General features: G+C 62.0%; 15 protein-coding genes. 9 read left to right on the forward strand and 6 right to left on the reverse strand.

What is annotated here, in order from left to right; translation table 11 throughout:
• The first annotated feature begins 502 nt into the window (after window positions 1-502).
• Both V5E97_RS12345 and V5E97_RS12350 read left to right on the forward strand, forming a co-directional pair.
• Window positions 503-6,979 carry a HAMP domain-containing protein gene (locus tag V5E97_RS12345; RefSeq protein WP_406699623.1) on the forward strand — a complete coding sequence of 2,159 codons (6,477 nt, stop codon included), beginning with the start codon at window positions 503-505 and terminating at the stop codon, window positions 6,977-6,979.
• Between the two features lie 131 nt (window positions 6,980-7,110).
• Window positions 7,111-9,927, forward strand: a complete 2,817-nt coding sequence (locus V5E97_RS12350; protein WP_406699624.1) for a hybrid sensor histidine kinase/response regulator — start codon at window positions 7,111-7,113, stop codon at window positions 9,925-9,927.
• Window positions 9,928-10,313: 386 nt separating this feature from the next.
• On the opposite strand, the gene V5E97_RS12355 is transcribed toward V5E97_RS12350, so the two are convergent.
• Window positions 10,314-10,916 (reverse strand): hypothetical protein, encoded by a 603-nt coding sequence (locus V5E97_RS12355; RefSeq protein ID WP_406699625.1) that lies wholly within the window; start codon window positions 10,914-10,916, stop codon window positions 10,314-10,316.
• Between the two features lie 850 nt (window positions 10,917-11,766).
• A complete protein-coding gene (locus V5E97_RS12360; RefSeq protein WP_406699626.1) occupies window positions 11,767-12,090 on the reverse strand; it encodes a hypothetical protein in 324 nt (107 codons plus the stop codon).
• 239 nt (window positions 12,091-12,329) lie between these two features.
• Between V5E97_RS12360 and rsfS the strand changes: the two genes are divergently transcribed.
• From rsfS to V5E97_RS12375, 3 genes are all read left to right on the forward strand, one after another.
• Entirely contained in the window at window positions 12,330-12,929 is a 600-nt protein-coding gene (gene rsfS / locus V5E97_RS12365; protein ID WP_406699627.1) for a ribosome silencing factor, read from the forward strand.
• Between the two features lie 141 nt (window positions 12,930-13,070).
• Window positions 13,071-14,789 carry an arginine--tRNA ligase gene (gene argS, locus V5E97_RS12370; protein ID WP_406699628.1) on the forward strand — a complete coding sequence of 573 codons (1,719 nt, stop codon included), beginning with the start codon at window positions 13,071-13,073 and terminating at the stop codon, window positions 14,787-14,789.
• A gap of 73 nt (window positions 14,790-14,862) precedes the next feature.
• Complete coding sequence (locus V5E97_RS12375; RefSeq protein ID WP_406699629.1) at window positions 14,863-16,722, forward strand: hypothetical protein; 1,860 nt, start codon at window positions 14,863-14,865, stop codon at window positions 16,720-16,722.
• A gap of 414 nt (window positions 16,723-17,136) precedes the next feature.
• Here V5E97_RS12375 and V5E97_RS12380 read toward each other — a convergent pair whose 3' ends face one another.
• The gene (locus V5E97_RS12380; RefSeq protein WP_406699630.1) at window positions 17,137-18,264 is read right to left on the reverse strand and encodes an ATP-grasp domain-containing protein; all 1,128 of its coding nucleotides are present in this window, start codon (window positions 18,262-18,264) and stop codon (window positions 17,137-17,139) included.
• 105 nt (window positions 18,265-18,369) lie between these two features.
• Window positions 18,370-18,708 (reverse strand): DUF6370 family protein, encoded by a 339-nt coding sequence (locus V5E97_RS12385; RefSeq protein ID WP_406699631.1) that lies wholly within the window; start codon window positions 18,706-18,708, stop codon window positions 18,370-18,372.
• A 287-nt stretch (window positions 18,709-18,995) separates the two neighbouring features.
• Between V5E97_RS12385 and fae the strand changes: the two genes are divergently transcribed.
• The 4 genes from fae (at window position 18,996) to V5E97_RS12405 (ending at window position 22,090) form a co-directional block, all read left to right on the forward strand.
• Complete coding sequence (fae, locus tag V5E97_RS12390; protein WP_406701151.1) at window positions 18,996-19,487, forward strand: formaldehyde-activating enzyme; 492 nt, start codon at window positions 18,996-18,998, stop codon at window positions 19,485-19,487.
• A gap of 97 nt (window positions 19,488-19,584) precedes the next feature.
• Window positions 19,585-20,463 (forward strand): NAD(P)-dependent methylenetetrahydromethanopterin dehydrogenase, encoded by an 879-nt coding sequence (locus V5E97_RS12395; protein ID WP_406699632.1) that lies wholly within the window; start codon window positions 19,585-19,587, stop codon window positions 20,461-20,463.
• On the forward strand, window positions 20,441-21,463 hold the full coding sequence (locus V5E97_RS12400; protein WP_406699633.1) for a DUF1464 family protein: 1,023 nt from the start codon (window positions 20,441-20,443) through the stop codon (window positions 21,461-21,463). Before V5E97_RS12395 ends, V5E97_RS12400 begins: the two co-directional genes overlap by 23 nt.
• A gap of 153 nt (window positions 21,464-21,616) precedes the next feature.
• The gene (locus V5E97_RS12405) at window positions 21,617-22,090 is read left to right on the forward strand and encodes a hypothetical protein (protein WP_406699634.1); all 474 of its coding nucleotides are present in this window, start codon (window positions 21,617-21,619) and stop codon (window positions 22,088-22,090) included.
• A 40-nt stretch (window positions 22,091-22,130) separates the two neighbouring features.
• On the opposite strand, the gene V5E97_RS12410 is transcribed toward V5E97_RS12405, so the two are convergent.
• Window positions 22,131-22,493 carry a 4a-hydroxytetrahydrobiopterin dehydratase gene (locus V5E97_RS12410; RefSeq protein WP_406699635.1) on the reverse strand — a complete coding sequence of 121 codons (363 nt, stop codon included), beginning with the start codon at window positions 22,491-22,493 and terminating at the stop codon, window positions 22,131-22,133.
• Window positions 22,494-22,635: 142 nt separating this feature from the next.
• A complete protein-coding gene (locus V5E97_RS12415; protein ID WP_406699636.1) occupies window positions 22,636-24,126 on the reverse strand; it encodes an efflux RND transporter periplasmic adaptor subunit in 1,491 nt (496 codons plus the stop codon).
• Between the last annotated feature and the right edge of the window lie 71 nt (window positions 24,127-24,197).

Genomic DNA, 24,197 nt, shown 5'->3' on the forward strand with positions numbered 1-24,197 from the left:
GAACAGCGCTTCGGGACGAAACCAATGCCGGTTTCCTCGATTCTCGCCCTCTGGATGCAGTGCGAGCAGATGCCCGCTCGGGTGCTGTAATTCCGCTTAAAACAATAGAGAGTAGTTATATGTTTTGTTTTGTATGATTCGGTATTGGAGGAATGGAGTGCCGCCACGGTCCTTTTGTTTGGAGCCGTTATATTGGGAGAAAAGCGTGTCGCCGGTTTATTTGGTGGTTTCCTTGTAATTGCGAGAGTTGGTGAATCCGGGGTCGAGGCTGGCCTCTGGGAACGGAGATTCGCGACGAAGCATTGTGTTGCTTGAGGACGATGGCTCATGGCGGGTTTTCCTAACCCGATTTGGCGGAATGACTCGCAAAGCTTCAGTTGATCTGCAAGAATAGACGCTCCATTAGGCTCATGCGTTAGAGCTTGCGCTGGTTCCCCCGGCTGTTCCCTTGCCGGCCCCGGGGGATCGCTTCTTTCGAGCTTGCCTCCTTGAGGATTGTCCGATGGCCAAGAAGCCTTCTTCGGGTTCCGTCGTCGGTTCGACGCCGGTCGCGGTGCCTTCGGATAATGGTGGCACCGGTACGGGCAATGGGTCGACTTACGGAGCATTCGATTCGAAGGCGTTATTGGGGGCCTTGAAAAGCCTCAAGAGGGGCGATTTCGGCGTTCGGATCGCCCTCGACAACACGGTCGTAGGCGCTGCGATCGCGGACGCGTTCAACGACGTGGCCGATCTGCTCGAGAACAGCACCAGAGAGTTCGCCCGGATCGGCACGGTCGTCGGCAAGGAAGGGCGGATCTCTCAGCGCGCGTCGCTCGGTGGCGCGTCCGGATCCTGGGGCGCCTGGGTCGACTCGATTAACACGATGATCGGTGATCTGGTCCAGCCCACCGAGGAAGTCGCCCGCGTCATCGGCGCGGTGGCGAAAGGGGACCTCGAGCAACGGATTCCCCTGGAGATCGAAGGGAGCCCGCTCAAGGGGGAATTCCTCCGGATCGGCAAGACCGTCAACACGATGGTCGATCAGCTCGGCTCGTTCGCTTCGGAAGTGACCCGCGTCGCCCGCGAGGTCGGCTCGGAAGGGAAGCTGGGCGGGCAGGCGATGGTCCAGGATGTGGCTGGGACCTGGAAAGACCTGACGGACAGCGTGAACTCGATGGCCGGCAACCTCACCGCGCAGGTGCGGAACATCGCGCAGGTGACCACCGCCGTGGCCAACGGCGACCTGTCGAAGAAGATCACGGTCGACGTGAAAGGGGAAATCCTCGAGCTCAAAGATACGATCAACACGATGGTCGATCAGCTCGGCTCGTTCGCCTCGGAAGTGACCCGCGTCGCCCGCGAGGTCGGCTCGGAGGGTCGGCTGGGGGGGCAAGCCCTGGTCCGTGGGGTCGGCGGCGTCTGGAAGGACCTGACGGACAGCGTGAACTCGATGGCCGGTAACCTCACCGACCAGGTGCGGAACATCGCCGAAGTCACGACCTCGGTGGCCAACGGTGACCTGTCGAAGAAGATCACGGTGGACGTGAAGGGGGAGATCCTTCAGCTCAAGAACACGATCAACACGATGGTCGACCAGCTCAACTCGTTCGCCTCGGAAGTGACCCGCGTCGCCCGCGAGGTGGGGACCGAGGGGCAGTTGGGGGGCCAGGCGCAGGTCCGTGGTGTGGCGGGTGTGTGGAAGGAGTTAACGGACAGCGTGAACTCGATGGCCGGTAACCTGACGAGCCAGGTGCGGAACATTGCCGAGGTGACGACGTCGGTGGCCAACGGCGACCTGTCGAAGAAGATCACGGTGGACGTGAAGGGGGAGATCCTCGAGCTCAAAGATACGATCAACACGATGGTCGATCAGCTCAACTCGTTCGCCTCGGAAGTGACTCGCGTCGCCCGCGAGGTCGGCACCGAGGGGCGACTTGGCGGCCAGGCCCAGGTGCAAGGGGTCGCGGGAACCTGGAAGGACCTGACGGACAGCGTGAACTCGATGGCCGGCAACCTCACCGGCCAGGTGCGGAATATCGCCGAGGTCACGACCGCTGTCGCCAACGGCAACTTGACGAAGAAGATCACGGTCGACGTGCGTGGAGAGATCCTCGAGCTCAAAGACACGATCAACACGATGGTCGACCAGCTCAACTCGTTCGCCTCGGAAGTGACTCGCGTCGCCCGCGAGGTGGGGACCGAGGGGCAGTTGGGGGGGCAAGCGCAGGTCCGTGGAGTGGCGGGCGTCTGGAAGGACCTGACGGACAGCGTGAACTCGATGGCCGGCAACCTCACCGGTCAGGTGCGGAACATCGCCGAGGTGACGACGTCAGTGGCCAACGGCGACCTGTCGAAGAAGATCACGGTGGACGTGAAGGGGGAGATCCTCGAGCTCAAAGATACGATCAACACGATGGTCGACCAGCTCAACTCGTTCGCCTCGGAAGTGACTCGCGTCGCCCGCGAGGTCGGCTCGGAAGGGCGACTCGGCGGCCAGGCCCAGGTGCAAGGAGTTGCGGGAACCTGGAAGGACCTGACCGATAACGTGAATCTGATGGCGAGCAACCTGACCGGCCAGGTGCGAAACATCGCCGAAGTCTCCACCGCGATCGCCAAGGGGGACCTGTCGAAGAAGATCACAGTGGACGTGAAGGGGGAGATCCTCGAGCTCAAGAATACGATCAACACCACGGTCGACCAGCTCAACTCCTTTGCCTCGGAAGTGACTCGCGTGGCACTCGAGGTGGGGTCGGAAGGGAAGCTCGGCGGGCAAGCCCAGGTCCGTGGCGTGGCAGGCGTCTGGAAGGACTTGACGGATAGTGTGAACTCGATGGCCGGCAACCTCACCGCGCAAGTGCGGAACATCGCCGAGGTGACCACGGCCGTCGCCAATGGCGACCTTCGCAAGAAGGTCACCGTGGATGTGAAAGGGGAAATCTCCCAGCTCAAGAACACGATCAACGCGATGGTCGACCAGCTCAACTCGTTCGCCTCGGAAGTGACCCGCGTCGCCCGCGAGGTCGGCACCGAAGGGCGGCTCGGCGGGCAGGCCCAGGTGCAAGGGGTCGCCGGCGTCTGGAAGGACCTGACGGACAGCGTGAACTCGATGGCCGGCAACCTCACCGGCCAGGTGCGGAACATCGCCGAGGTGACCACGGCCGTCGCCAACGGCGACCTGACCAAGAAGGTGACCGTCGACGTCCGTGGGGAGATCCTCGAGCTCAAGAACACGATCAACGCGATGGTCGATCAGCTCAACTCGTTCGCCTCGGAAGTGACCCGCGTCGCCCGCGAGGTCGGCACCGAGGGGCGGCTCGGCGGGCAGGCCCAGGTCCGTGGTGTGGCGGGCGTCTGGAAGGACCTGACGGACAACGTGAACTCGATGGCCGGCAACCTCACCGACCAGGTGCGGAACATCGCCGAGGTGACGACCTCGGTGGCCAACGGCGACCTGTCGAAGAAGATCACGGTGGACGTGAAGGGGGAGATCCTTCAGCTCAAGAACACGATCAATGCGATGGTCGACCAGCTCAACTCGTTTGCCTCGGAAGTGACTCGTGTCGCCCGCGAGGTGGGGACCGAGGGGCAGTTGGGGGGCCAGGCGCAGGTCCGTGGTGTGGCGGGTGTCTGGAAGGAGTTGACGGACAGCGTGAACTCGATGGCTGGCAACCTGACCAGCCAGGTGCGCGGAATTGCCAAGGTCGTCACCGCAGTCGCCAACGGCGACCTGAAGCGGAAGCTGATCGTCGAGGCGAAGGGAGAGATCGCGTCGCTCTCGGACACGATCAACGAGATGACCGACACCCTGGCCACCTTCGCCGAGCAGGTGACCACGGTCGCTCGCGAGGTCGGTGTCGAAGGGCAGCTCGGCGGCCAGGCGAAAGTCCCCGGGGCGGCGGGAACCTGGAAGGGTTTGACCGAGAATGTGAATCAGCTCGCGGCCAACCTGACCACCCAGGTGCGTGCGATCGCCGAGGTCGCCACGGCCGTGACGAAGGGGGACTTGACCCGCTCGATCACCGTCGAAGCGCAAGGTGAAGTGGCCGCGCTGAAGGACAACATCAATGAAATGATTCGCAACCTCAAGGACACGACCCAGAAGAACAACGAGCAGGACTGGCTGAAGACGAACCTGGCCAAGTTCACCCGCCGACTGCAAGGCCAGCGCGACCTGCTCTCGGTCACCAAGCTGATCCTCTCGGATCTCGCGCCCGTCGTCTCTGCGCAGCACGGCGTCTTCTACATGATGGATCTGTCGGGGGGCGAGCCCTTCCTGAAGCTGACGAGTACCTACGCCTACCGCGAGCGAAAGAGCCTGCGCAACGGATTCATGATCGGCGAGGGCCTGGTCGGGCAGTGTGCGTTCGAGAAGGAGCGGATCCTCGTCGGCGACGTGCCGGGTGACTACATTCGGATCAACTCGGGGCTCGGCGAGGCTCCTCCGCTGAACATCGTGGTCCTCCCTGTGATCTTCGAGGGGGAGGTCAAGGCGGTCATCGAGCTCGCCTCGTTCAACCTGTTCAAGGAGATCCATCTCAACCTGCTCGATCAATTGACCGAGACGATCGCGATCGTCCTCAATACGATCGAGGCCAACATGCGGACCGAATCGTTGCTGAGCCAGTCGCAGAGCTTGGCCTATGAGCTTCAGAGCCAGCAGGAAGAACTTCGCCAGACCAACACAAGGCTCGAGAAGCAGGCTGCCTCACTCCAGGCCTCTGAGGAGTTGCTCAAGAGTCGGCAAGACGAACTGAAGCAGGCCAACGAACAGCTCGAGACGAAGGCGGGTCAACTCTCGAAACAGAAGTCACAGGTCGAAGGCAAGAACCGCGAGATCGAGCTGGCCCAGCTCTCGCTGCAGGAGAAGGCCGAGCAGCTCGCCCTGACTTCCAAGTACAAGTCGGAATTCTTGGCCAACATGTCGCACGAGTTGCGCACACCTCTGAACAGTCTTTTGATCTTGGCCGAGATGCTGTCGGAGAACACGGACGGAAATCTGTCTGCCAAGCAGAAGGGTTTCGCCCAGACGATCTACGCCGCGGGTTCCGACTTGCTCTCGTTGATCAACGACATTCTCGACATGGCCAAGATCGAGTCGGGAACGATGGCGATCGAAGTCGGCGAGGTCTCATTTCAAGAGTTGCGCGACTACGTCGAGCGGACGTTCCAGCCGGTGGCCGAAACCAAGAATCTGTCGTTCGTGATCGACCTGGTCAACAGTCTCCCCGCGGGGGTGGCGACCGACTTCAAGCGGCTGCAGCAAGTGCTTCGGAACTTGATTTCCAACGCGTTCAAGTTCACCGAGTCGGGGACGGTCAAGCTGCGGGTCGACCTGGCCCGGGAAGGGTGGAGTCCCGAGCACCCGGTCCTCGACCATGCCGCGGAGGTGGTCGCGTTCACGGTGTCCGACACCGGGATCGGGATTCCTTCGGATAAGCTGAGGATCATCTTCGAACCGTTCCAGCAGGCGGATACGGGAACGAGCCGAAAGTACGGGGGAACCGGCCTCGGATTGTCGATTAGCCGCGAGATCGCCCGGCTGCTCGGTGGCGAGATCCGGGTCCGGAGCACTGTCGGCGAGGGGAGCCATTTCACGCTCTACCTCCCCAGGAATTACGTCCCCGTCGTTCCACGACAGCCGGGCGGTCTCATCGTCGAGCCCCCTGAGATCGGTCCACGCTCGGCCGAGGCCTGGTCCACGGTCCGCGAGGCGATCCCGTTCTCGTTTCCGAAAGCGGAAATCGGCGGTGACCCGCGCAGTTCGATCCGGTCCGGCGACCGTGTTGTTCTGATTATTGAACATGACTCGAAGTTTCTCGACCTGCTCGTCGATAAAGCCCACGAGGTTGGCTTCAAGGCGGTGACGACAACCTGGGGGGAGATGGGCCTGACGTTGGCCCACGAACTGAAGCCCGACGCCATCACGCTGGACCTCCGGCTTCCCGATATGGACGGCTGGGTGGTCCTGGATCGTTTGAAGCACGACCCCGAGACACGGCATATCCCGGTTCACATCATTTCCGTGGACGATAGCTGGCAACGGGGGGTCAGACTGGGGGCATTTGCCTACTTGAAGAAGCCGGTGGACCGGCGGTCGCTCGACCTCGCCTTCAGCAGCATCAAGAATTTCGTCGAGCGTTCGATGCGATCCCTGCTCGTGGTCGAAGACAACGACCTCGAGCGCACGGCGATCGTCGAGGCGATCGGGGGCGGGGATGTGGAAACCACCGCGGTCGCGACCGCATCCGAAGCCCTCGTGGCACTCGAGTCTCAGCCCTTCGACTGCTTGGTGCTCGACCTTGGCTTGCCCGACATGAACGGCTTCGACCTGCTGGAGCAGGTTCGTCGCAACCCGAAATTCCACGACTTACGGATCGTCATCTACACCGGCAGAGACTTGACCCCCGCCGAGGAAGCACGCCTGGAGGAGACGGCCGAAACCACGATCGTCAAGGATCTCCGCTCACTCGAGCATTTGCTCGAGAAGACCACCCTCTTCCTGCACCGAGTCGATGCCCACTTGCGGCCGTCGGCTCGCCAGTCGATCGAACAGATCCACAAGGAAGACGGCGTGCTCGCAGGGAAGAAGGTCCTGATCGTCGACGATGACCTCCGAAATATTTTTGCGATGACGAGCAAGCTCGAACGTTGGAAGATGGATGTGTTTCGAGCCGAGAACGGACGGCAAGCCCTGGCCTTGCTCGAGAAGTCCCCTGGGATCGACATTATCCTGATGGATATTATGATGCCCGAGATGGACGGGTACGAAACCATGAAGGCGATCCGGGCGTTGGACGACTACAAGGATCTGCCGATTATCGCACTCACGGCCAAAGCCATGCGAGGCGACCGGCAGAAGTGTCTCGACGCGGGGGCGTCGGACTACCTGGCGAAGCCGGTTGCCGGTGATCAGCTCAGCTCGATGCTTCGTGTCTGGATTCACCGCCACGTTGATCGGCCCCGAGAACAGGTTGAGGCGGGCGAAGTCGAAGATTAGTGTCTGGCACGGCCATTGGGGAGGAGTGGCTGACTGGTCGGTCGGGAACCGACCCAGGCTAAGTTGATTGGCCCGGAGCGTGGCGGGGCGACCCGGTGAAACACGGGTCGCTGGTCTCGAGGGATGACGAGATGCAAGGCGAGGTGAAGGTCAACATCCTTCTGGTGGACGACCAGCCGAACAACCTGTTCGCCCTGGAAGCCATGCTCGAGGGGGCGGATCGGACGCTGGTCAGGGCGGGGTCGGGCGAAGAGGCGCTGATGCGCATTCTTGATCACGATTTCGCCGCGATATTAATGGATGTTCAGATGCCCGGCATGGATGGCTTCGAGACGGCCGCCTTGATCCGCGAGCGAGATCGATCGAAACACACGCCGATCCTGTTTCTCACGGCGTTCGAGAGTAGCGATCTGCAGGTCTTCAAAGGGTATTCGCTCGGAGCCGTCGACTACCTCTCCAAGCCGGTCGTGCCTGCCGTGCTTCGCTCCAAGGTCAGCGTCTTCGTCGAGCTCTTTCAAATGACGGAGCAGGTCAGGCGGCAGTCCGAGCTCCTGGTCGACAACCAGCGCAAAGAGCACGAGCGTGAGCTGGTCGAGGAGAAGCGCCGCTGGGAACTTGATCGGCTCCGCGAAGAGACCGCCCAGGAGAAGAAAATCGCCGAGGCCTTGCTTCGGAGAACTGAGGAACTGGCGCAAACGATCGCCGAGCGGGCCCGTGCGGAGGAACAACTTCGCCGCCGCGCCCACCAACAAGCGATCGTCGCCCAACTCGGTCAGCGCGCTCTGGAAGGCATTATCCTGCCGACCCTGTTGGATGAGGCGGTCGAGGCCGTGGTCCGAAACCTCGAGGTGGAATTCGCTCGGATCACCGAGCTTTCTCCCCAGGGGGATTTCGTGAGCATGAAGGCGGGGACGGGATGGGTTGAGGACGCCACGGACACGATTCCGGTGGGAGTCGGCACCCGCTCGTTCTCCGGCTTCAGTCTGCTCTCGGCCGACCCGCTCGTCGTCGACGATCTTCGCCAGGAGAGCCGCTTCGAGGTGCCCCCGTTTCTCCGTCGGCACGGCGTGGTCAGTGGCATTAGCGTCAACATTCACGGGCGGGGCCGTTCCTTCGGAACTCTCGAAGCGTTTGCCCGCAGCCAGAGGCCATTCACGCCGGACGACGCCAACTTCCTCCAGGCGCTGGCGCACGTGCTGGCCACGGCAATCCAACGCAAACGCGACGAGCAGGAACTCTCCCGGATCAAGGATGAGCTTGCCGTCCAGCTCGCGGACATGACTCGGTTGCATGCGCTGAGCGCTCGGCTCTCCAATAGCCTCGAGCTCCCGACGGTTCTCGAGCAGGTCCTCGCCGCGGTCACGAGCCTGCAAGGGACCGATCGTGGTGTGCTGATGCTTTACGACCGCGACCTGGACTTGATGTCGACGGCGGCCAGCGTCGGCTTCAGTGAAGGGCCGTTGCACGCCGCCGAACGGATGACGACCAGCCTGCAAGAGACCGGCACCGTTTCCGCGATCATCAGCCGCGGGTTCGTCGTGGAGGATCTCGAGTCCGACCCGGTCTTCGTTCCTCACCTCGCGGCGGCCTTGAACGCGGGCTGTCGAGCGGTCTGTAGCACTCCGCTTCTGACCGTGGTCGGCGAGTTCGTCGGAACGATCACCACCTACTTCGATCGGTCGCATCGCCCGTCCGATCGTGAGACCAGACTGGTGGAGCTTTACGGACGGCAGGCGGCCGAGTTCATCGAGTACGCGCGGCACTACCGCCAGATCTGTGAGGCCGACCGCCGCAAGGACGAGTTCCTGGCGATGCTTGCCCACGAACTCCGCAATCCGCTCGCCCCGATCCTCAACGCGATCCACTACATGCGTGCGGAGACGCTCGACGTTTCGGCCGTGGAACAGGCGCGTGAGATTGCCGAAAGGCAGGTCCGTCACCTCGCCCGACTCGTCGACGACTTGCTCGACGTCTCGCGGATCAGCTCCGGGAAGATCCAACTGCGCAAAGAATCGATCGAACTGGCCGACGCGGTGAACCGCGCCGTCGAGACCTCGCGTTTGTTGATCCAGCTCCGCGGCCATCACCTCACTGTCACCTTGCCCCAGGAACCACTCCCCCTCGAGGCCGATGCGGCTCGAATCGAGCAGGTGATGGCCAACCTCTTGAACAATGCCGCCAAGTACACCGAGGAGGGGGGCCAGATCTCACTCGCCGTCGAGGGCCGCGGCAAAAATCTGGAAATCCGGGTCTGCGACACCGGCATTGGCATCGCCCCGGAACTGCTGCCCCGAGTCTTCGACCTCTTCACTCAGGACACTCGCTCGCTCGATCGCTCGCAAGGAGGGCTCGGAATTGGCCTGACCCTCGTCCGCAACCTGGTTGAGATGCACGGTGGAAGCGTCGAGGTTCGTAGCGAAGGGCTTGGCAAGGGGAGCGAGTTCATCGTCCGCCTGCCGCGACGGAACGGGGAAGCGGTCATCTCCGACTCGCCGCGGCCCGAGCCGATGCCTCGCCGATCCGAAGTGGCGGGCGAATCATCGCCGAAGAAAATTCTCGTTGTGGACGACAACGTCGATGGCGCGTTGATGCTGGCCCGCCTCCTCAGGGGCTGGGGCCATCAACTCGCAGTCGCTCACGACGGACACACGGCCATCGAGCTGGCCCGTGAACAGCAGCCGTTCGACGTCGTTTTCCTCGATATCGGTCTGCCCGGGATGAACGGTTACCAGATTGCGCAGGCCTTGCGCGGGGAGGCGGGTTTCGAGCACACCTTACTGGTCGCGCTGACAGGATACGGCCAAGGTGAAGATCGCCGCCGATCGTCCGAAGCAGGGTTCGACTGCCACCTCGTCAAGCCCGTCGACCCCTCGGAACTCAAAGGCATGCTCGATCGCGATCAGCCGTTCGTCCGGCCAGAATCGGAAGTCTTGTCACGGGAGCGGTGATTGCCGTCCATGAACGTGAAGCGACAAAAAAAAGGAGAGACCGCCAGTATCGTCGGTAGCGTCGTCGATGGAGCCGGAAGTCGAGGGATGAGGAGGCTGGACACCCTCATCGATCAAAGGCCACAACCGGCGACCGCGCGATGCTGGCGGCATCTCTGGTGGACCGTGCCGAGGCTCAAGGCCCGACGGGTATTCGGCACCGGCAAACGGCGATTCGATCCCGCCGTTATAAACGCCGTACGATCCCAAGGGATCGGTTGCCCACTAACATAATGATACATCCAGAGTCATGGATTGTCCAGGGGTATTCTTGCGAGCCGGAGTGATTTTGAGCGATTTGCTGACGGGTCCTCAGGTTCGCAAGATCATGGCGCAAGCATTTCTGGTCAGGAGCGGCCGCGACGATCGCGGGGGTGGCGTCTTCCCGCTTCCTCGAGCACGACCATGTGGTCGACGAATGCACAATGGCGGGCCGGCAGGACGCCGATCAGGTCCTGGAGCCGGTCATAGGAGATCATCAATTCCTCAATACCCGTTGCGATACTGTCAATGTGTTCATCGATGTTGTCTTCGGAGTGGCTGATCAAGGCGCCATGGATGGCTCCAAGCAGCCAGCCCGCATCGAATTGCAGTTCCCCGGAGAGCCGGGTGAAGCGAACACGGTTGATCTCGGGCGTCTCGAGTTCGAGATCTTCGTCGGCGTCCTCGGTGGTGTCGCTGCCGAGCTCGATGCGTTGGAGAAATTCGTCGTAGCGGCGCGGTCGGCCCGCCGATTCGAGCAGGGAGTCGTAGGCGTTCATCACGTCGTCGAGGTTCCTGGCCACGTCCCGCAGGGTTTCCGCGGCATTCCTGAGGTCCCGCGGCATTTCCTCCCCCGCGGGGCCGAGTTCCACGATGGTCTGGGGGATGGCCGTCTCGATAGTGGCTTCGAGATGCCTGGCCCACGAGTGGAGATTTTTGAGGTGGCTCTCGTACGCGGTTCGGTCCACGGCCTTCCCCTTTGCTGTTGCAGGATCTTGAATTGATCGAGGTGTTTGACGCTGAGCCTGCGACCGACCGAACGAGGGGAGATCAACGGTCACCCCGATCCTCGTCCCAGCCGAACTCTCGAATCGGAGCGATTCGCCCAGTTCTCCCTCGGCGAATTCTCGACCGTCCTTGGAAATGGGATCGGGATCGCGATCCCTTTCCCTCTTGTTGACATGACCTTCCTTTTTATTAGACACGGAACCCTTGGACTCGCCAAGACCCTTGATATCAACGTGCCCAAGACCATCGATTCGCCGACCCCCACTCGAATATCGTGGCCTGATTTTCCAGGGATTGGTTTTCACCGAAAATGGAGAGACACCCCATCCGAAGTCGCAAAATAAGGGCATTCGTCAGTATTGCTGGAAATTAAGTGGGAGAATGGATGTTGCGATGCTTGTGGTTCAATATTGATTGGCGTCGCGATCCGGCCTCGCTTGATCGGATCGCGGCGGCACGACGCCAAGTCCAGTGAATCGGTCGTCACCAAGCAGCGGAGTCACCCAGCCCATGGGGTGTAGAGCAAAGGATCCGATTGCCAGATCGAAAAAAAATTGGTTTTGCTGATAAGTTGAAATATCGTGATGTGCTGAAACTTTGTGGTTGATCTGCGATTTCAAGAAGCAGGAGTATCGAATGTGGGAATGAGCCGTTTCGACGAGAGCACGGCGAGTGGAGGCGAGATGCAAAGGCGTGATCGATCCGTCCACCTTCAGCGACGCCGGGTGGTCGGCTCATGCCATGTCTCGAATCGATTGCGTGCCGAGTGAAGCGACAAGTTCGGCGCACGACCCCTCTTCGTGTCGAATCCTACGGCGCCCCTGGCGATGGCTTGGCCGGGGCAGCGCTCATCGGGCCAGCCCTGACGGCCTCCGCCTGGGCAATCCGATTCCGACTCTTGATGTGGTCGCTGTTGGATGCGGGCGGCAATGTCAGTAGTCCGGCAATGACCGTGGTGGCGACGATGGTCCCAATCTCAATCCAGCGAAGTCCCGAAACGAAGATTGGGACCAGGATTCCGACCGAGAGTGAAAGGGCGAGTTGCCAAGGACTGATCCAGGCGAAGGCGAGAGCCACGACGAGAACGGCAAGGCTGCCTCTTGCCAGGGAAATCGGTCGACGGAATTGCAGCATGGCCGAAGACTCCCCGGGCTGGAGATTTGGTCGACAATTTCTGCGATAGGCATTGCGTTTGTATGTGGGTAAACTGTATGAGCGTTCCCTGAACCTGGAAAATTCCAAGCGTGTCCGCTCCTTGTGATGTGGGTAAGGTGTCTGACACGCGAGCGTTCAACTGCTGAATACTCGGGGAAAATGTGGGGTGGATTCGAACCGCCACTGTTTCCCTGTCTCCCCGGACGAGCTGAGCTGCGATGGCCGAAATCAACGACACCGAGGTTTCTCCGCCGACGAATGACGACCAAGCGGCCCCCAATCCCGAACTCAAGCCTCGACGTCCCGATCATGAACCGCAGGATGATGTCCCGTTCAATGCCGCGGGACGGAGCCAGCCCGATCGGATGGCCCGAGCGCTCGAGCATGCCCGAATCTGTGCCCGGATTGCCGACGACAATCGGGCCAAAGATATTATGGTGCTCGACCTCCGCGAAGCGACCCCGCTCGTCGATTTCTTCGTGATTGCCACGGCCAGCTCACGGCGGCAAGGCAATGCGATCGCGACCGAGATCGACCAGGAAATGAAGCGGCTAAAAGATTTCAAACTGGGGCTCGAAGGGTCGGAAGAAGGGCGGTGGGTCCTGATTGACTACGGCGACTTCGTCGTCCACGTCTTCTCGGGGGAGGCCCGCTCGTACTACGCCCTGGAAGATATCTGGGGGGACGCCCCGCGCCTCGACTGGCAAGACCCCGATCGCGTTCGCCCCGCCTCGCGGACCAAGGGCAAGCTGGAAACCGCTCCTGAGACCGAGACCGAGGCCGAGACCGAGACCGATCAGGTCGAGGAAACCCTCTGACCACCGTCACCCGGTTCGAGAGGCTCGACTTTTCATCGAGAACCAGAGAGACTGGCCCGTCTCTCTCGTCTCAATGAGATTGCTGGGCTCGGTGTGCGCCTCACTCCTTCAAGGTTTATTATTCGGCCAGAACGCAAGATCATGAACGTCCTCGAACGTCTGCGCCAGTCCTTCGCCGCCGCCACACCCGAAGGGGGAGACGCGACCGCCTTTGCCGCCGCCGTCCGCCCGAGTACCGACTCCAAGTTCGGCGACTATCAGGCCAACGGCTGCATGGCCCTGGCCAAGACGCTTCAGAAGAACCCGCGCGAGCTGGCGAACCGGGTGGCGGAGTCGGTCGATCTGGCTCCGCTCGCCGCGACTCCCGAAGTGGCCGGCCCCGGCTTCCTCAACGTTCGGCTCGACGATGCTTGGGTGGCCCGAACGCTCGAGACGCTGATCGCCGACGAGGCGCTCGGCATCGCACCGCCGGCCCGGCCCAAGACGGTCGTCGTTGACTATTCCTCGCCGAACGTCGCCAAGCCGATGCACGTCGGGCATATCCGCTCTACCGTGATCGGTGAGAGCCTGGCGCGGATCTTCGCGGCGTTGGGTCATCAGGTCATCAGGGACAACCACCTGGGTGATTGGGGCTCGCAGTTTGGGATGATCCTCTGGGGCTGGAAGAACCATCGCGACGAGGCCGCGTTCGCCGCACAACCCGTGGCCGAGCTGGCCCGGCTCTATCGGCTCGCCCAGTCGAAGATCAAAGCAAAAGAGCCGAACATCGAGGACGCCACTCGCGTCGAGACCGCCAAGCTCCACGCCGGTGATGCCGAGAATCGCGCCCTCTGGGAGCGGTTCATGCCTTATTGCCTGGCTGCGCTGAAGGACGTTTACGACCGCCTGGGCGTCAAGTTCGACGTCGAGCTCGGCGAGAGCTTTTACGACCCGATGCTCGCCGGCGTGGTCGCGGACCTCGAGTCGAAGGGGATCGCGCAGGTCAGCGAGGGGGCCACGGTCGTCTTCGTTGAAGGGACCAAGGCTCCCTTGATCGTGCGCAAGAGCGACGGGGCGTACAACTACGCAACGACCGACCTGGCGACGATCAAATATCGCGAGGAGACCTGGAAGCCCGACGAAGTCCTCTACGTCGTCGACCATCGCCAAGGGGACCACTTCAAACTCTTGTTCGCCGTCGCTCGCCGCTGGGGCTATGAGCGGACCGACCTCGAGCACGTCGCTTTCGGGACGATCCTTGGCACCGACCGGAAGCCGTTCAAAACGCGCGATGGCGACGTCGTGGGCCTGGAGTCACTGTTGGACGAAGGGGTCGCCGAAGCCCTGAAGGTGGTGCAAGAGATTAGCCCGGACCTCGAACCCGAGCAGCACCAGCGGGTTGCGGAAGTTGTGGGCCTGGGCTCGATCAAGTATGCCGACCTCTCCCAGAACCGGCAGAGCGACTACGTGTTCGACTGGAAAAAAATGCTGGCCATGAACGGGAACACCGGCGCTTACCTACAGTATGCGTACGCCCGGATCCAGAGCATTTTCCGCAAAGGGGAAATCACCCCGGAGTCGCTTCGCCTCCAGTCTCCGACGATTGCCCTCAGCCACCCCGCCGAACGTGCCTTGGGAGTCCGCTTGCTCCGACTTCCCGAGACGCTCGAACTTGCCGCCCTGGAACTCAAGCCAAACGTCCTGACCGATTACCTATTTGACCTTGCCAACGCCTTCAGCTCCTTCTTTGAAGAGTGTCCGGTCCTGAAGGCGGAGTCGACCGAACGTCGCAATAGTCGGCTGGCACTGGCCGATATCACGGCGAGAACCTTGAAATTCGGGCTCGACTTGCTTGGAATCGAGGTTGTCGATCGGATGTAGCGGCGCTTTCAAGCGAGCCTTGCCAATCGGCGGGTTCGTCGCCCTACCTTTTGGTTTTTTGCGGAGCGTCTCGATGAAGAACCGCCCTCGCGTCCGGATGGGACTGGCCTCGGCCCTGGCCTTGGTCGCCCTCGTGCTGTTGACGTATGTGCCGTTCGCCTTGTCGGACGATCCGCCAAAGCCTGCTCAGGAACCGGAACCCCATCGATCGCCGACCGCCCTGGCGCTGGGGGCGGACGGAACAAGGCTCCTGACGGCCAACCAGACCTCGGGCACGGTTTCGCTGGTGGACACCGCGGCCGGCCGGGTTCTGGCCGAGGTCGCCACGGGGGACAAGCCGGCGGGGGTTGCGCTCGCGAAGGACGGACGCCGCGGAGCGGTCACCCACTGGTATGGCTACGACCTGGCCGTGCTGGCCGTGGGGACCGACTCACTCGAAGTCGTCGGCCGGATTGCCGTCGGCCCCGAACCGCGCGGGGTGGTGATCGGCGACGATGGCAAGACCGCGTATGTGGCGGTGGGGGTCAGCAACGAGGTCGTTCGCGTCGACCTGGACGCCTGTGAGGTCACGGGTCGGCTGGAGGTCGGTCGCGAACCGCGCGGCCTGGCACTCTCGCCCGATGGGGCACATTTGCTGGTCGGTAATACGCGATCGCAGAGCCTCTCGTTGATCTCCGTCGGCTCATGGACGGTCGAGCGGACTTTGCCGATCAAGGGAGATAACCTCAGGCAGGTCACCTTCAGCGGTGACGGCTCGACGGGTTACGTGGCCAACCTGCGGAATAAAGGATTCGCCACCACGCGTAACAACATTGATCTGGGCTGGGTGCTCGGTCAATGCCTGACGCGCGTCGCGATCGACGGATCCGAGCCCTTTGCCACCCTGACGCTCGATGCGCAAGGCAAGGCGGCTGCCGACGTCCATGGCATGGCGGCCGGCCGCGACGGCCTGTTTCTCGCCATCAGTTCCGGAGGGACCCATGAGGTCATGATCTTCCGGACCGACCTGGCGACGCTCCCCTGGCGATCGTCGAGCTCACGCGACATGATCGATCCCTCGCTCCTCAAAGACGACGGCCGCTTTCGACGGATCGAGGTCGGTGGTCGCCCGACCGAGTTGGCCTTCGCGGCGGATGGCAAGACGCTCTACGTGGCCAACTATCTCGGTGATTCCATCCAAGTTGTGGATGCCGAGGGGGGCAAGTTGACCCGAACCATCGCGCTGGGCGGCCCCAAGGAACTCTCGGAGGTCCGCCGTGGCGAAATGATCTTCCACGCGGCCGAGCGGTCCTTCAACCAGTGGTACAGCTGCAACACCTGCCACAGCGACGGTCATACCAACGGTCTCCACTTCGACACACTCAACGATGGCCGTCAGGACCTGAGCACTGCGCACCTGCGAAGCCGCAAGAAAGTCCCGACGCTTCGACGTGTCAGCCAGACGGGCCCTTGGACCTGGCATGGCTGGCAGACGAGTCTCGAAGATGCCACGATCGAGTCGTTCACCAAGAGCATGCAAGGCCCGAGGCCGTCCGACGATGAGGTCAAGGCGCTGGTCGCCTATCTGAACACGCTCGAATTCCCGCGTAATCCATTTCGCAATCCCGATGGCAGCCTTTCGCCCGCGGCGCAGCGCGGTGAAGCGATCTTCCGGTCCTCCAAGACCGCCTGTAACAAGTGTCATTCAGGCCCCGAGTTGACCGACGGCAAGATCCACATCGTCGGCCTGGAGGAACGGGACGACGCCTACGAAGGATACAACCCTCCTTCGCTCCGCGGCGTCTACGACAAGGATCCGTTCTTGCACGACGGCCGCTCGAAGAGCCTCCGCGAGGCGCTGGCCGACCCGCATAGCCCGGAGACCGTTTCGGCCCTGGGGACGCTCAGCGAGGGCGAGACGGACGACCTGATCGCCTACCTCAAGAGCCTTTGAGAACAATGATCCGCGACAGGGCGAGAACCGCGATGGAATTCCGGCCCCGCTGAAATGACGGCCGGGCCGGCCGTCCTGCCGCAAACCAACCCGTTGCGGAAACCGCGAAAATCTTTGAGACAATTGCAAGGATAATGGGATCTCGTTTCCACGCAGAGCGGGGGAACGAGTTTCTCCCGCGAATTTCGGCCTCCGGGGCAGACAGACGGCCCGGTGTCCTTGTGACAAACTCAAATCTTTGGGCCGTTTGCGCTGTTGCGGATCATTGGATGAGAATGCGAGGGTTGGGCCGAGCGCAAGAAGCCAAGCATCACTGAGGAGCAAGGGAAATCATAAAAATGGTTGCTCTTGGAAGTTGATCAGATGCCGTAAAGCTTTGTGGATTCATTTCTGATTTTCCGTGAATTCCTTGGTTCAGCTTTTCGTGGTCAAACGCTGCTCCCAGCGGGCTTGTCGTCGCTTGAGCCGGGCGAGACAGGTTTCCACCTGATCGGCGTGCTCGAAGAGGGTCACAATCGGTTCTCCCGGCTCGAAGCGGATTCCGGGTTGAGGCCGGTCGCCGAGCGTCGGGATTGTGAAGACATCATTGTCGGCGGGACGACATCGGGATGTCCTGGGAAAGTGGCACTCGGCGGGCGCGAAGAGGATCAACTTGCCCACGGTGCGGCGCGGTCGTGGTGTCGGAGTGGAGCGGATTGCGAGGGCCGTGGGATCGAAGACCGCACGATGAGCGGAGAGCAGAGAATCGCCGAGTGCCAGTTCGAGCACCTCGACCGACGCGGTATAGCGGGGATTAATCTCCACGGGCCAGGGGTGGCCGTCGGCGAGGATGAAGTCGACGCCGAATAGGCCGCGCAGACCGAACGACCTCGCGAGAACATCGCCGAGCGCTCTGATCCGGCTCGCTTCGACGGGAGTGATGGGCCACGGGCCGACGCTTCCGACATAGGCGTAGTCGGCCTTGGGATATCCGAGTAACTGGCCGGTGACGCCGGCAAAGAGGGTTTCGTCAGGTCGGCCTATGAATAGGGCCGAAAGCGTCAACCCATCGATCCGCTCCTGATAGAAGCAGGGCCAGTCCGGCTGCATCGTCTCCGCGACGAGGCGGTGGATCCGCATTCCCCCGGCTGAGGCGATTGGCTTGACCAGCCAACTCCCGTCGCGGGGAAGGCCGGTCGCACTCGAGCGGACGGAGGGGCAGGGGAGTCCGGCCTGGCGGAGCGCCGCGGACCAGGCGAAGGGGTCGCGGACCGCCCGGAGGACGGTGCCGTCGTTGCCCCAGAGGGGCCGGTTTGTGGCGATCCGATCGATCAAGTCTGGCTGGTTTTCGAGCGCCCCGGTGTAGAGCCACGGGCCTGGAGGAGATTCGAGGGCGAGGTCCGCCAGACGGTGGGGATAATCTTCGGGAGCGATCTGCCGGGCGGGACAGAGGGCGGTCAGATCGGCGTCTGCGAAGAGGTCGATCGCGCGAGGTCGAAGCTGTGCGCGACGCGCGGAGTACGCGGCCGCTCGGGCGCTGGCCCCGAGGATGAGGAGGTCCAAGGTGGTGCCGAGGGGAGGTGAGCGGAACGGAATCGCGACGAGAGAATCGGAGGGGAAAGGAGTAACCCTAGCGGGCGCTGAACGCCCGCCAGGATTGCGCCGCAATCAATCAACGGCTTCGATCTTGGTGGCGGTGAGGACCTTCTTGCCCTCTTCTTCTTTGACTTCGCCGGTGGCCTTGACCTTGACGGGGGCATCCTTGGTCGCACCGCAGATGCTCAGGCCTTGGTGGGCCTTGTTGCTCACGGCGTTCTTGGCAAGGTAGTAGGTGACCTTCTTGCCCTTCTCATCGGCCGTGATCGTGTTCTGGCACTTGGGCGTCTCTTTCAGAGCGCACTTGGCACAGACGGCGTCACCGGTGATGGTGACTTCTTCGGCGGCCCACGCGAGGGTCAGACCGGAGAACAGAACGGCCACGGCCAGCAGCGGAAACATTTTGCGCATCGATCGGTCTCCATAAAGCGGAAGCAAAGGAGGGATGGGCGACCGCCCGCGGTCGCCGGCACAGAGCGGCACGATTCCGTGCGTGACGGGTTATTGAAACAGTTCATACATCGGCGGACAAGCTTTTTTTTCCAATTGCTTAACAATTGAAGGGGTTGCGGTTGACGGTCGGGGTGTTATGATTCGGGGCCATGGACCCGGTTGCCACGGTGCCAACGTGAATTGGTTTTTGGGCAACCCTCTCAATTATTCAGACACAGCGGAGATCAGTCCCCATGGCCAGCGATTTGACGATGAACATTGGTGAAGCCCTGGTCGGTGAAGGTAATGAAATTGCACATATCGACCTGCTGATCGGGACCAAGACCGGCCCCGTGGGCACGGCCTTCGCCAACGCCCTGGCCAACCAGTCGGCCGGTCACAGCAACCTGCTTGCCGTGCTGACCCCCAACCTGCTCGCCAAGCCCGCCACGGTGCTGATCACCAAGGTCACCATCAAAGGCATGAAGCAGGCCGTGCAGATGTTCGGCCCCGCCCAGTACGCGGTCGCCAAGGCCGTGGCCGACTGCGTCGCCGAGGGGACCATCCCCAGCTCCGAGGCCGAGAACCTCGTCATCGTTTGCGGCGTCTTCATCCACCCCGCCGCCGAAGACAACGCCAAGATCCTCAAGTTCAACTATGAGGCGACCAAGCTCTCCATCGAGCGTGCCATGAAGAATCTGCCGTCGATCTCCGAGATCACGGGTCAGAAGGATACGGTCAAGCACCCGTTTGCCTGACCAACGAGTCGAAGCCAGGCACCGCTTGCCCCGACCCCAAGCCACACGGGGGAGCGGCGCCTTACTCGTACCTTGGGACAGAGGATCGTCAACGCTGATGCCCACCCCAAAGCCATCCATCCTGATCCAACTCGATAGTGATCCGCAACCGAGCGTCTTCGACGGTGTCGTGGCGGTCGATTCGGGAGTGGAACATCTGTTCCGGCATGGTGGGGTTCGGCCGGACGTCGTGCGCGACCTGGTCTATGGAGCCCTGTTCACGCGAGGCCCGGCTGATCTTCAGCGGACTGCGATCTTCGTGGGTGGGTCGGACGTCGCGGTCGGCGAGGCCATCCTCAAAGAGGTCACCAAGACGTTCTTCGCGAATTTCCGGGTCTCCGTTCTCTTCGACGCCAACGGTTGCAATACCACGGCGGCCGCAGCCGTTCTGGCCGCCCTGGAAGGGGCAGGCGGGGCCTTGAATGGCGTGTCCACGGCCGTTTTGGCCGGCACGGGACCGGTCGGTCAGCGCGTGTCACGGCTCCTCGGCCGACTTGGCGCCAGGGTCGCCCTCGGTTCGAGGCGGCTCGATCGGGCGCAAGCCACCGTTGAAATGTTGGGGCAGGCCAACGGCGGCCAGTTTACACCCTTCTCCACATCGGATGAAGACTCACTGGCGAACGGACTCGCCGGTGTTCAGATCGTGATTGCCGCGGGGGCCGCGGGGGCGACTCTCCTTCCGGAGAAGGTCCGCCGGACACTGTCCAGCCTCAAGGTGGCCATCGACCTGAATGCGGTCCCCCCGCTGGGGATCGAAGGGGTTTCGGCGACCGACAAGGGGATCGATCGTGGCGGTGTTCGAGCCTGGGGAGCGCTTGGGGTCGGTGGTACCAAAATGAAAATCCACAAGAAAGCACTCCAGGAATTGTTCACGGCAAACGACAAGGTCCTTGACGCCGAACAGATCTTCGAGCTTGGTCGGACGACCCTGGGGTGAGCGAGTGATCCGTGTCGTCGGTACCGATCCCGGCACGAGCAGTCTCGACCTTCTCTTGTTGGCCGACGGTCTGGTTGTTGGCCAGGAACGCCTGAGTCCGGGGACACTCCAAGGCGATCCTGACGCGCTCGTCTCGCTGCTCCGCGCCTGGTTGCCGATCGACCTGATCGCCGGTCCTTCAGGCTACGGGCTCCCGCTGGTTCGCGGTGAAGACCTGACCGAGCGACACCTTGAAGAGATGTCGCTGGTCCGCCCCGATCAACGGGGAATCGATGCGGGCGTCCTCGGCTTTCGCTCCTGGGTGCGCGCCCTGGCGGGTTCGGGCTTGCCCGTCCTTTTTCTGCCGGGAGGCGTTCACCTCCCCTCGATCCCCGCTCATCGCAAGGCCAATACGATCGACCTGGGGACCGCTGATAAAGTCGCCGTCACCGCGTTGGCACTTCATGCCGACTCCATGGAGCGGGGCGTGGGCTACTCCGAGTCGACCTTCGCCGTGGTCGAGCTTGGCTCAGCGTTCTCGGCCGTGTTGGTCGTCGCTCGGGGCCGGCTCGTCGACGCCGCGGCGGGAACCCGCGGGCCGATCGGAGTCCGGTCCGGCGGTTGCTGGGACGGTGAGGTCGCCTACTGGCGCTCTCCGCTCACCAAGGACAGTCTCTTCCGAGGTGGCCTGGTCGATCTCGGTCCCGAGGGGCCGGCTGCCTTTCGCGAGTCGCTGACCAAACACGTCGCCGGTCTGAAGGCGGTCACTCCCTTCGATCGGATCTACCTTTCAGGCGCCTCGGCCGACCGACCTGACCTTGCGACCCTGGCCCTCGCCGCGCTCGAGCCCCTCGGCGCGGTGATTCCGCTCCATTCCCTCCCGGGAGCCTGGGTCAAACATGCGGCCCAAGGCGCAGCCCTCCTCGCCGATGGCCTGGCCGGCGGCCGTCATGCCGGACTCGTCGCATCGCTTGAACTGACGAAAGCCTCGGGCACGATCTGGGATGGCCTGCGAGGTTAAGGAATCAAGTCCGAAAATTTTGATCGATTCTGCGGATGAATCTGTTGATTCGTGGAGTGGTCACGCCGACATCACGAACTTCTGATGACTGGGCCGTGTCTTTCGACGCGGAAATCACGTTCGTCAACGTCGGCCCAGACTTTGGAGCTTCTCATGGCTTATTCCGCCGATGTGGCGAAACTCCTGACCGACCAGTTATCAAGGTTCATCACGGTGAACCGTCATCAACTGGCCGGGCAGATGGCGAATCTGAAATTCTGGATGGGTGAGGTCCGCCACTGCCTTGGCGTGATCGATGGCTATCCGCAGCGATTTGAGCGATTGAAGCGAGCTCAAACGACCTATGTCGCCAACCACGGAACGGTGGAGTACCTGCTCGACGATCCGCGCGAAACGACCACGACCGCCACTCCACCGCGGCGGGTGCCGCATCGGGAACTCGTTGAAGCCCGCCGACTTCTCTGCGATTCCGCCTATCGGTTCCTGGTTCGTGGTTTCAACGAAAACCATTTTGACGAAGCGACATTGCGGGAGACCTGTCGCAGTTTGGGCCTCGGCATCGAAGCCGGTGACCTCCGCCCGCGCAGCAACCCCCACCGTGGCCGCAAACCAGGCGACTCCACCTGATTCGAGCGGTTGACGAGCGACGATTGGTGGAGTGGCTGGCTTACTTGCTATGCACGAACTTGTTGGGTGTCCCTTCCAGGGGACTTCCCGCTTCGGGGCGCCAGAGGGCGACTTCCTCGATCTTCCGCGCCAGGGCGAAGTCCTTGTCGGTGATTCCACCTGCCGAGTGGGTTTTCAGCTTGCACCACACCTTTCCCCAGGTGACCGATAAGTCGGCGTGATGCCAGGCGGCTTCGCAGAGGTAGCCGATTGCATTGACGAGCATCAGGGTCGTTGGCCACCCGTCGGTCGAATACTTCCGTCGGATCCAGCCGTCCTCGAGAATCCACCCGGTGAGTCCGAGCTCATTGAGCTTTGTTTGAACTTCCTCATCGGTGTAAGGTTTGGGTTTCTCGGTGGACATCGGTTTGATTCCTGGGTGAGAAACGGCGAAGGCCATCGCGCGGGTCGGAAGACGAGACGACAACGATGGCGTCAAGACTTATCAAACTGTCCGGTGCCCGTGCGATCAAGGGGGGAGCGTCGAGGCCTGGCCTCGGGTCGGCTCAGTGAGTCACCGTCGCCACGGGGACTTCGGAGAGTTCGGTCGGCTCGGGTTCGACCAGGGACGGTGACGAGGCGCCGAGCTCGGCCATGACCTCGGTGTCGATGCTCGACGGGTCCAAGACCACCTGCTCGCCTTCGCTGAGTCCTTCAGTCACTTCCAGGCGGTCGTGCGAGGCCTGGCCCAGCTTGACCTCACGCCGTTCGAGCCCGTTGTTGCCATCGGTGACGTAGCACACGTCCATGCCGTCCTCGACGGTCATGGCCTGGGAAGGGATGGTCAAGACGTCGGGTCGATGGACGGTCGAAATCTCGACCTGGGCGGACATTCCTGGCAAGAGGCCCCGCGGAACGTTGTCCAGCTTGATCTGGCCGACGTAGTAGGTGACTTCGCTGAAGAAGTTTCGCGTGGGAAGCGCGGCGACCGAGACGACATGCCCCTCGAGTTGATGATTGGGCAGCCCTTCGATCCGGACCTTGGATCGCATTCCGTCTCGAACCTTCTGGACGATCGACTCATGGAGGAGCGCTTTGACTTCCATATTCGCCAGGTCGGGCAAGTAGAACAGGGTCTGATTCTGGCGGACATCGAGCCCGGCTTCGATGACGAGGTTGCGGTAGGGGTCGTTCGCGTAGATCAAGAAACCGTCGTGAGGGGCCCGGATCGTGCAGCGCTCCACCTGACGCTCGAATTGGGCCAGGCTGTCGACGTGGCGATTCAAGCGGATGGTTTGATAATCATAATTTCGCTTGGTCGAAAGGACTCGATTCTCGAGCTGGCGGAGTGTGCCCGGAACTTCATACCGTTCATAAATTTTCAGACCAAGGAGCGACTGCTCGAGGTTGAACGTCTGACGGCTGAGTGTGACCTCATCGTTCGAGACCTGGCCAATCGAAGCATACCCCTTCTGGTGCATGCGTCGAGACCAGGCCAGGCGGTCGGCGGTTCGCTCCAGATCCGCCTTCGCCAGCGAGATTTGACCGTGCAGCGATTTCTGCGTCTGGATCAAAATCCCTTCGCGGTACTGGGTGATCGCCATCTCGGCGACCTCGTAGTCGAGTTTTGTCTGAAGATGGTCGGCACGGGCCCGCTCGACGGTCATTTGCTGCTGTCGGACCAATTCCACATAGGCGGAGGAGTCGAGCTCGCAGAGGACCTGGTCTTTCTTGACGAGTGTCCCGGCAGGAGCCACCGATAAGATCGTCGAGGCTCCACTGGTTCCCATGCTCATCCCGCGGACGCCGGCGGAGAGACTTTGAAGCTCGCACTCGATGTTCGTCTGGTTCGAACTGCCGACCGTTCCCGAGGCCGTCACCGTTCCCCAGAGATCAGCGCGACGGACGGTCGCGGTCGACAGCCGATTCAGGACAGGCCGCTGCCGTTGCTTCGCAACCCTGGTCATTGTCGGGTACACGAAGCCCAGAGTTGCGAACACACCGAGCAACCCAACGCCGATCCAGCCGTATTGCCGCCGTCGTTTCTGCCTCTGCATCGAGGAATCTCCCCAACCGCGGTTCGTCACCACGAACCCTGTCCGAATTCGCCCCGGACTTCCGGAGCAAC

The organism is Singulisphaera photorubra, from assembly GCF_045290345.1.
Taxonomy (GTDB): Bacteria; Planctomycetota; Planctomycetia; order Isosphaerales; family Isosphaeraceae; genus Singulisphaera.

Excerpts from the sequence above, each read along its gene's own strand:
- V5E97_RS12385 (WP_406699631.1), bottom strand. The coding sequence starts at position 18,708 with ATGCGCAAAATGTTTCCGCTGCTGGCCGTGGCCGTTCTGTTCTCCGGT.
- V5E97_RS12345 (WP_406699623.1), top strand. The coding sequence starts at position 503 with ATGGCCAAGAAGCCTTCTTCGGGTTCCGTCGTCGGTTCGACGCCGGTC.
- V5E97_RS12395 (WP_406699632.1), top strand. The coding sequence starts at position 19,585 with ATGCCCACCCCAAAGCCATCCATCCTGATCCAACTCGATAGTGATCCG.
- V5E97_RS12410 (WP_406699635.1), bottom strand. The coding sequence starts at position 22,493 with ATGTCCACCGAGAAACCCAAACCTTACACCGATGAGGAAGTTCAAACA.
- rsfS (WP_406699627.1), top strand. The coding sequence starts at position 12,330 with ATGGCCGAAATCAACGACACCGAGGTTTCTCCGCCGACGAATGACGAC.
- V5E97_RS12375 (WP_406699629.1), top strand. The coding sequence starts at position 14,863 with ATGAAGAACCGCCCTCGCGTCCGGATGGGACTGGCCTCGGCCCTGGCC.
- V5E97_RS12350 (WP_406699624.1), top strand. The coding sequence starts at position 7,111 with ATGCAAGGCGAGGTGAAGGTCAACATCCTTCTGGTGGACGACCAGCCG.
- V5E97_RS12360 (WP_406699626.1), bottom strand. The coding sequence starts at position 12,090 with ATGCTGCAATTCCGTCGACCGATTTCCCTGGCAAGAGGCAGCCTTGCC.
- V5E97_RS12405 (WP_406699634.1), top strand. The coding sequence starts at position 21,617 with ATGGCTTATTCCGCCGATGTGGCGAAACTCCTGACCGACCAGTTATCA.
- argS (WP_406699628.1), top strand. The coding sequence starts at position 13,071 with ATGAACGTCCTCGAACGTCTGCGCCAGTCCTTCGCCGCCGCCACACCC.
- V5E97_RS12415 (WP_406699636.1), bottom strand. The coding sequence starts at position 24,126 with ATGCAGAGGCAGAAACGACGGCGGCAATACGGCTGGATCGGCGTTGGG.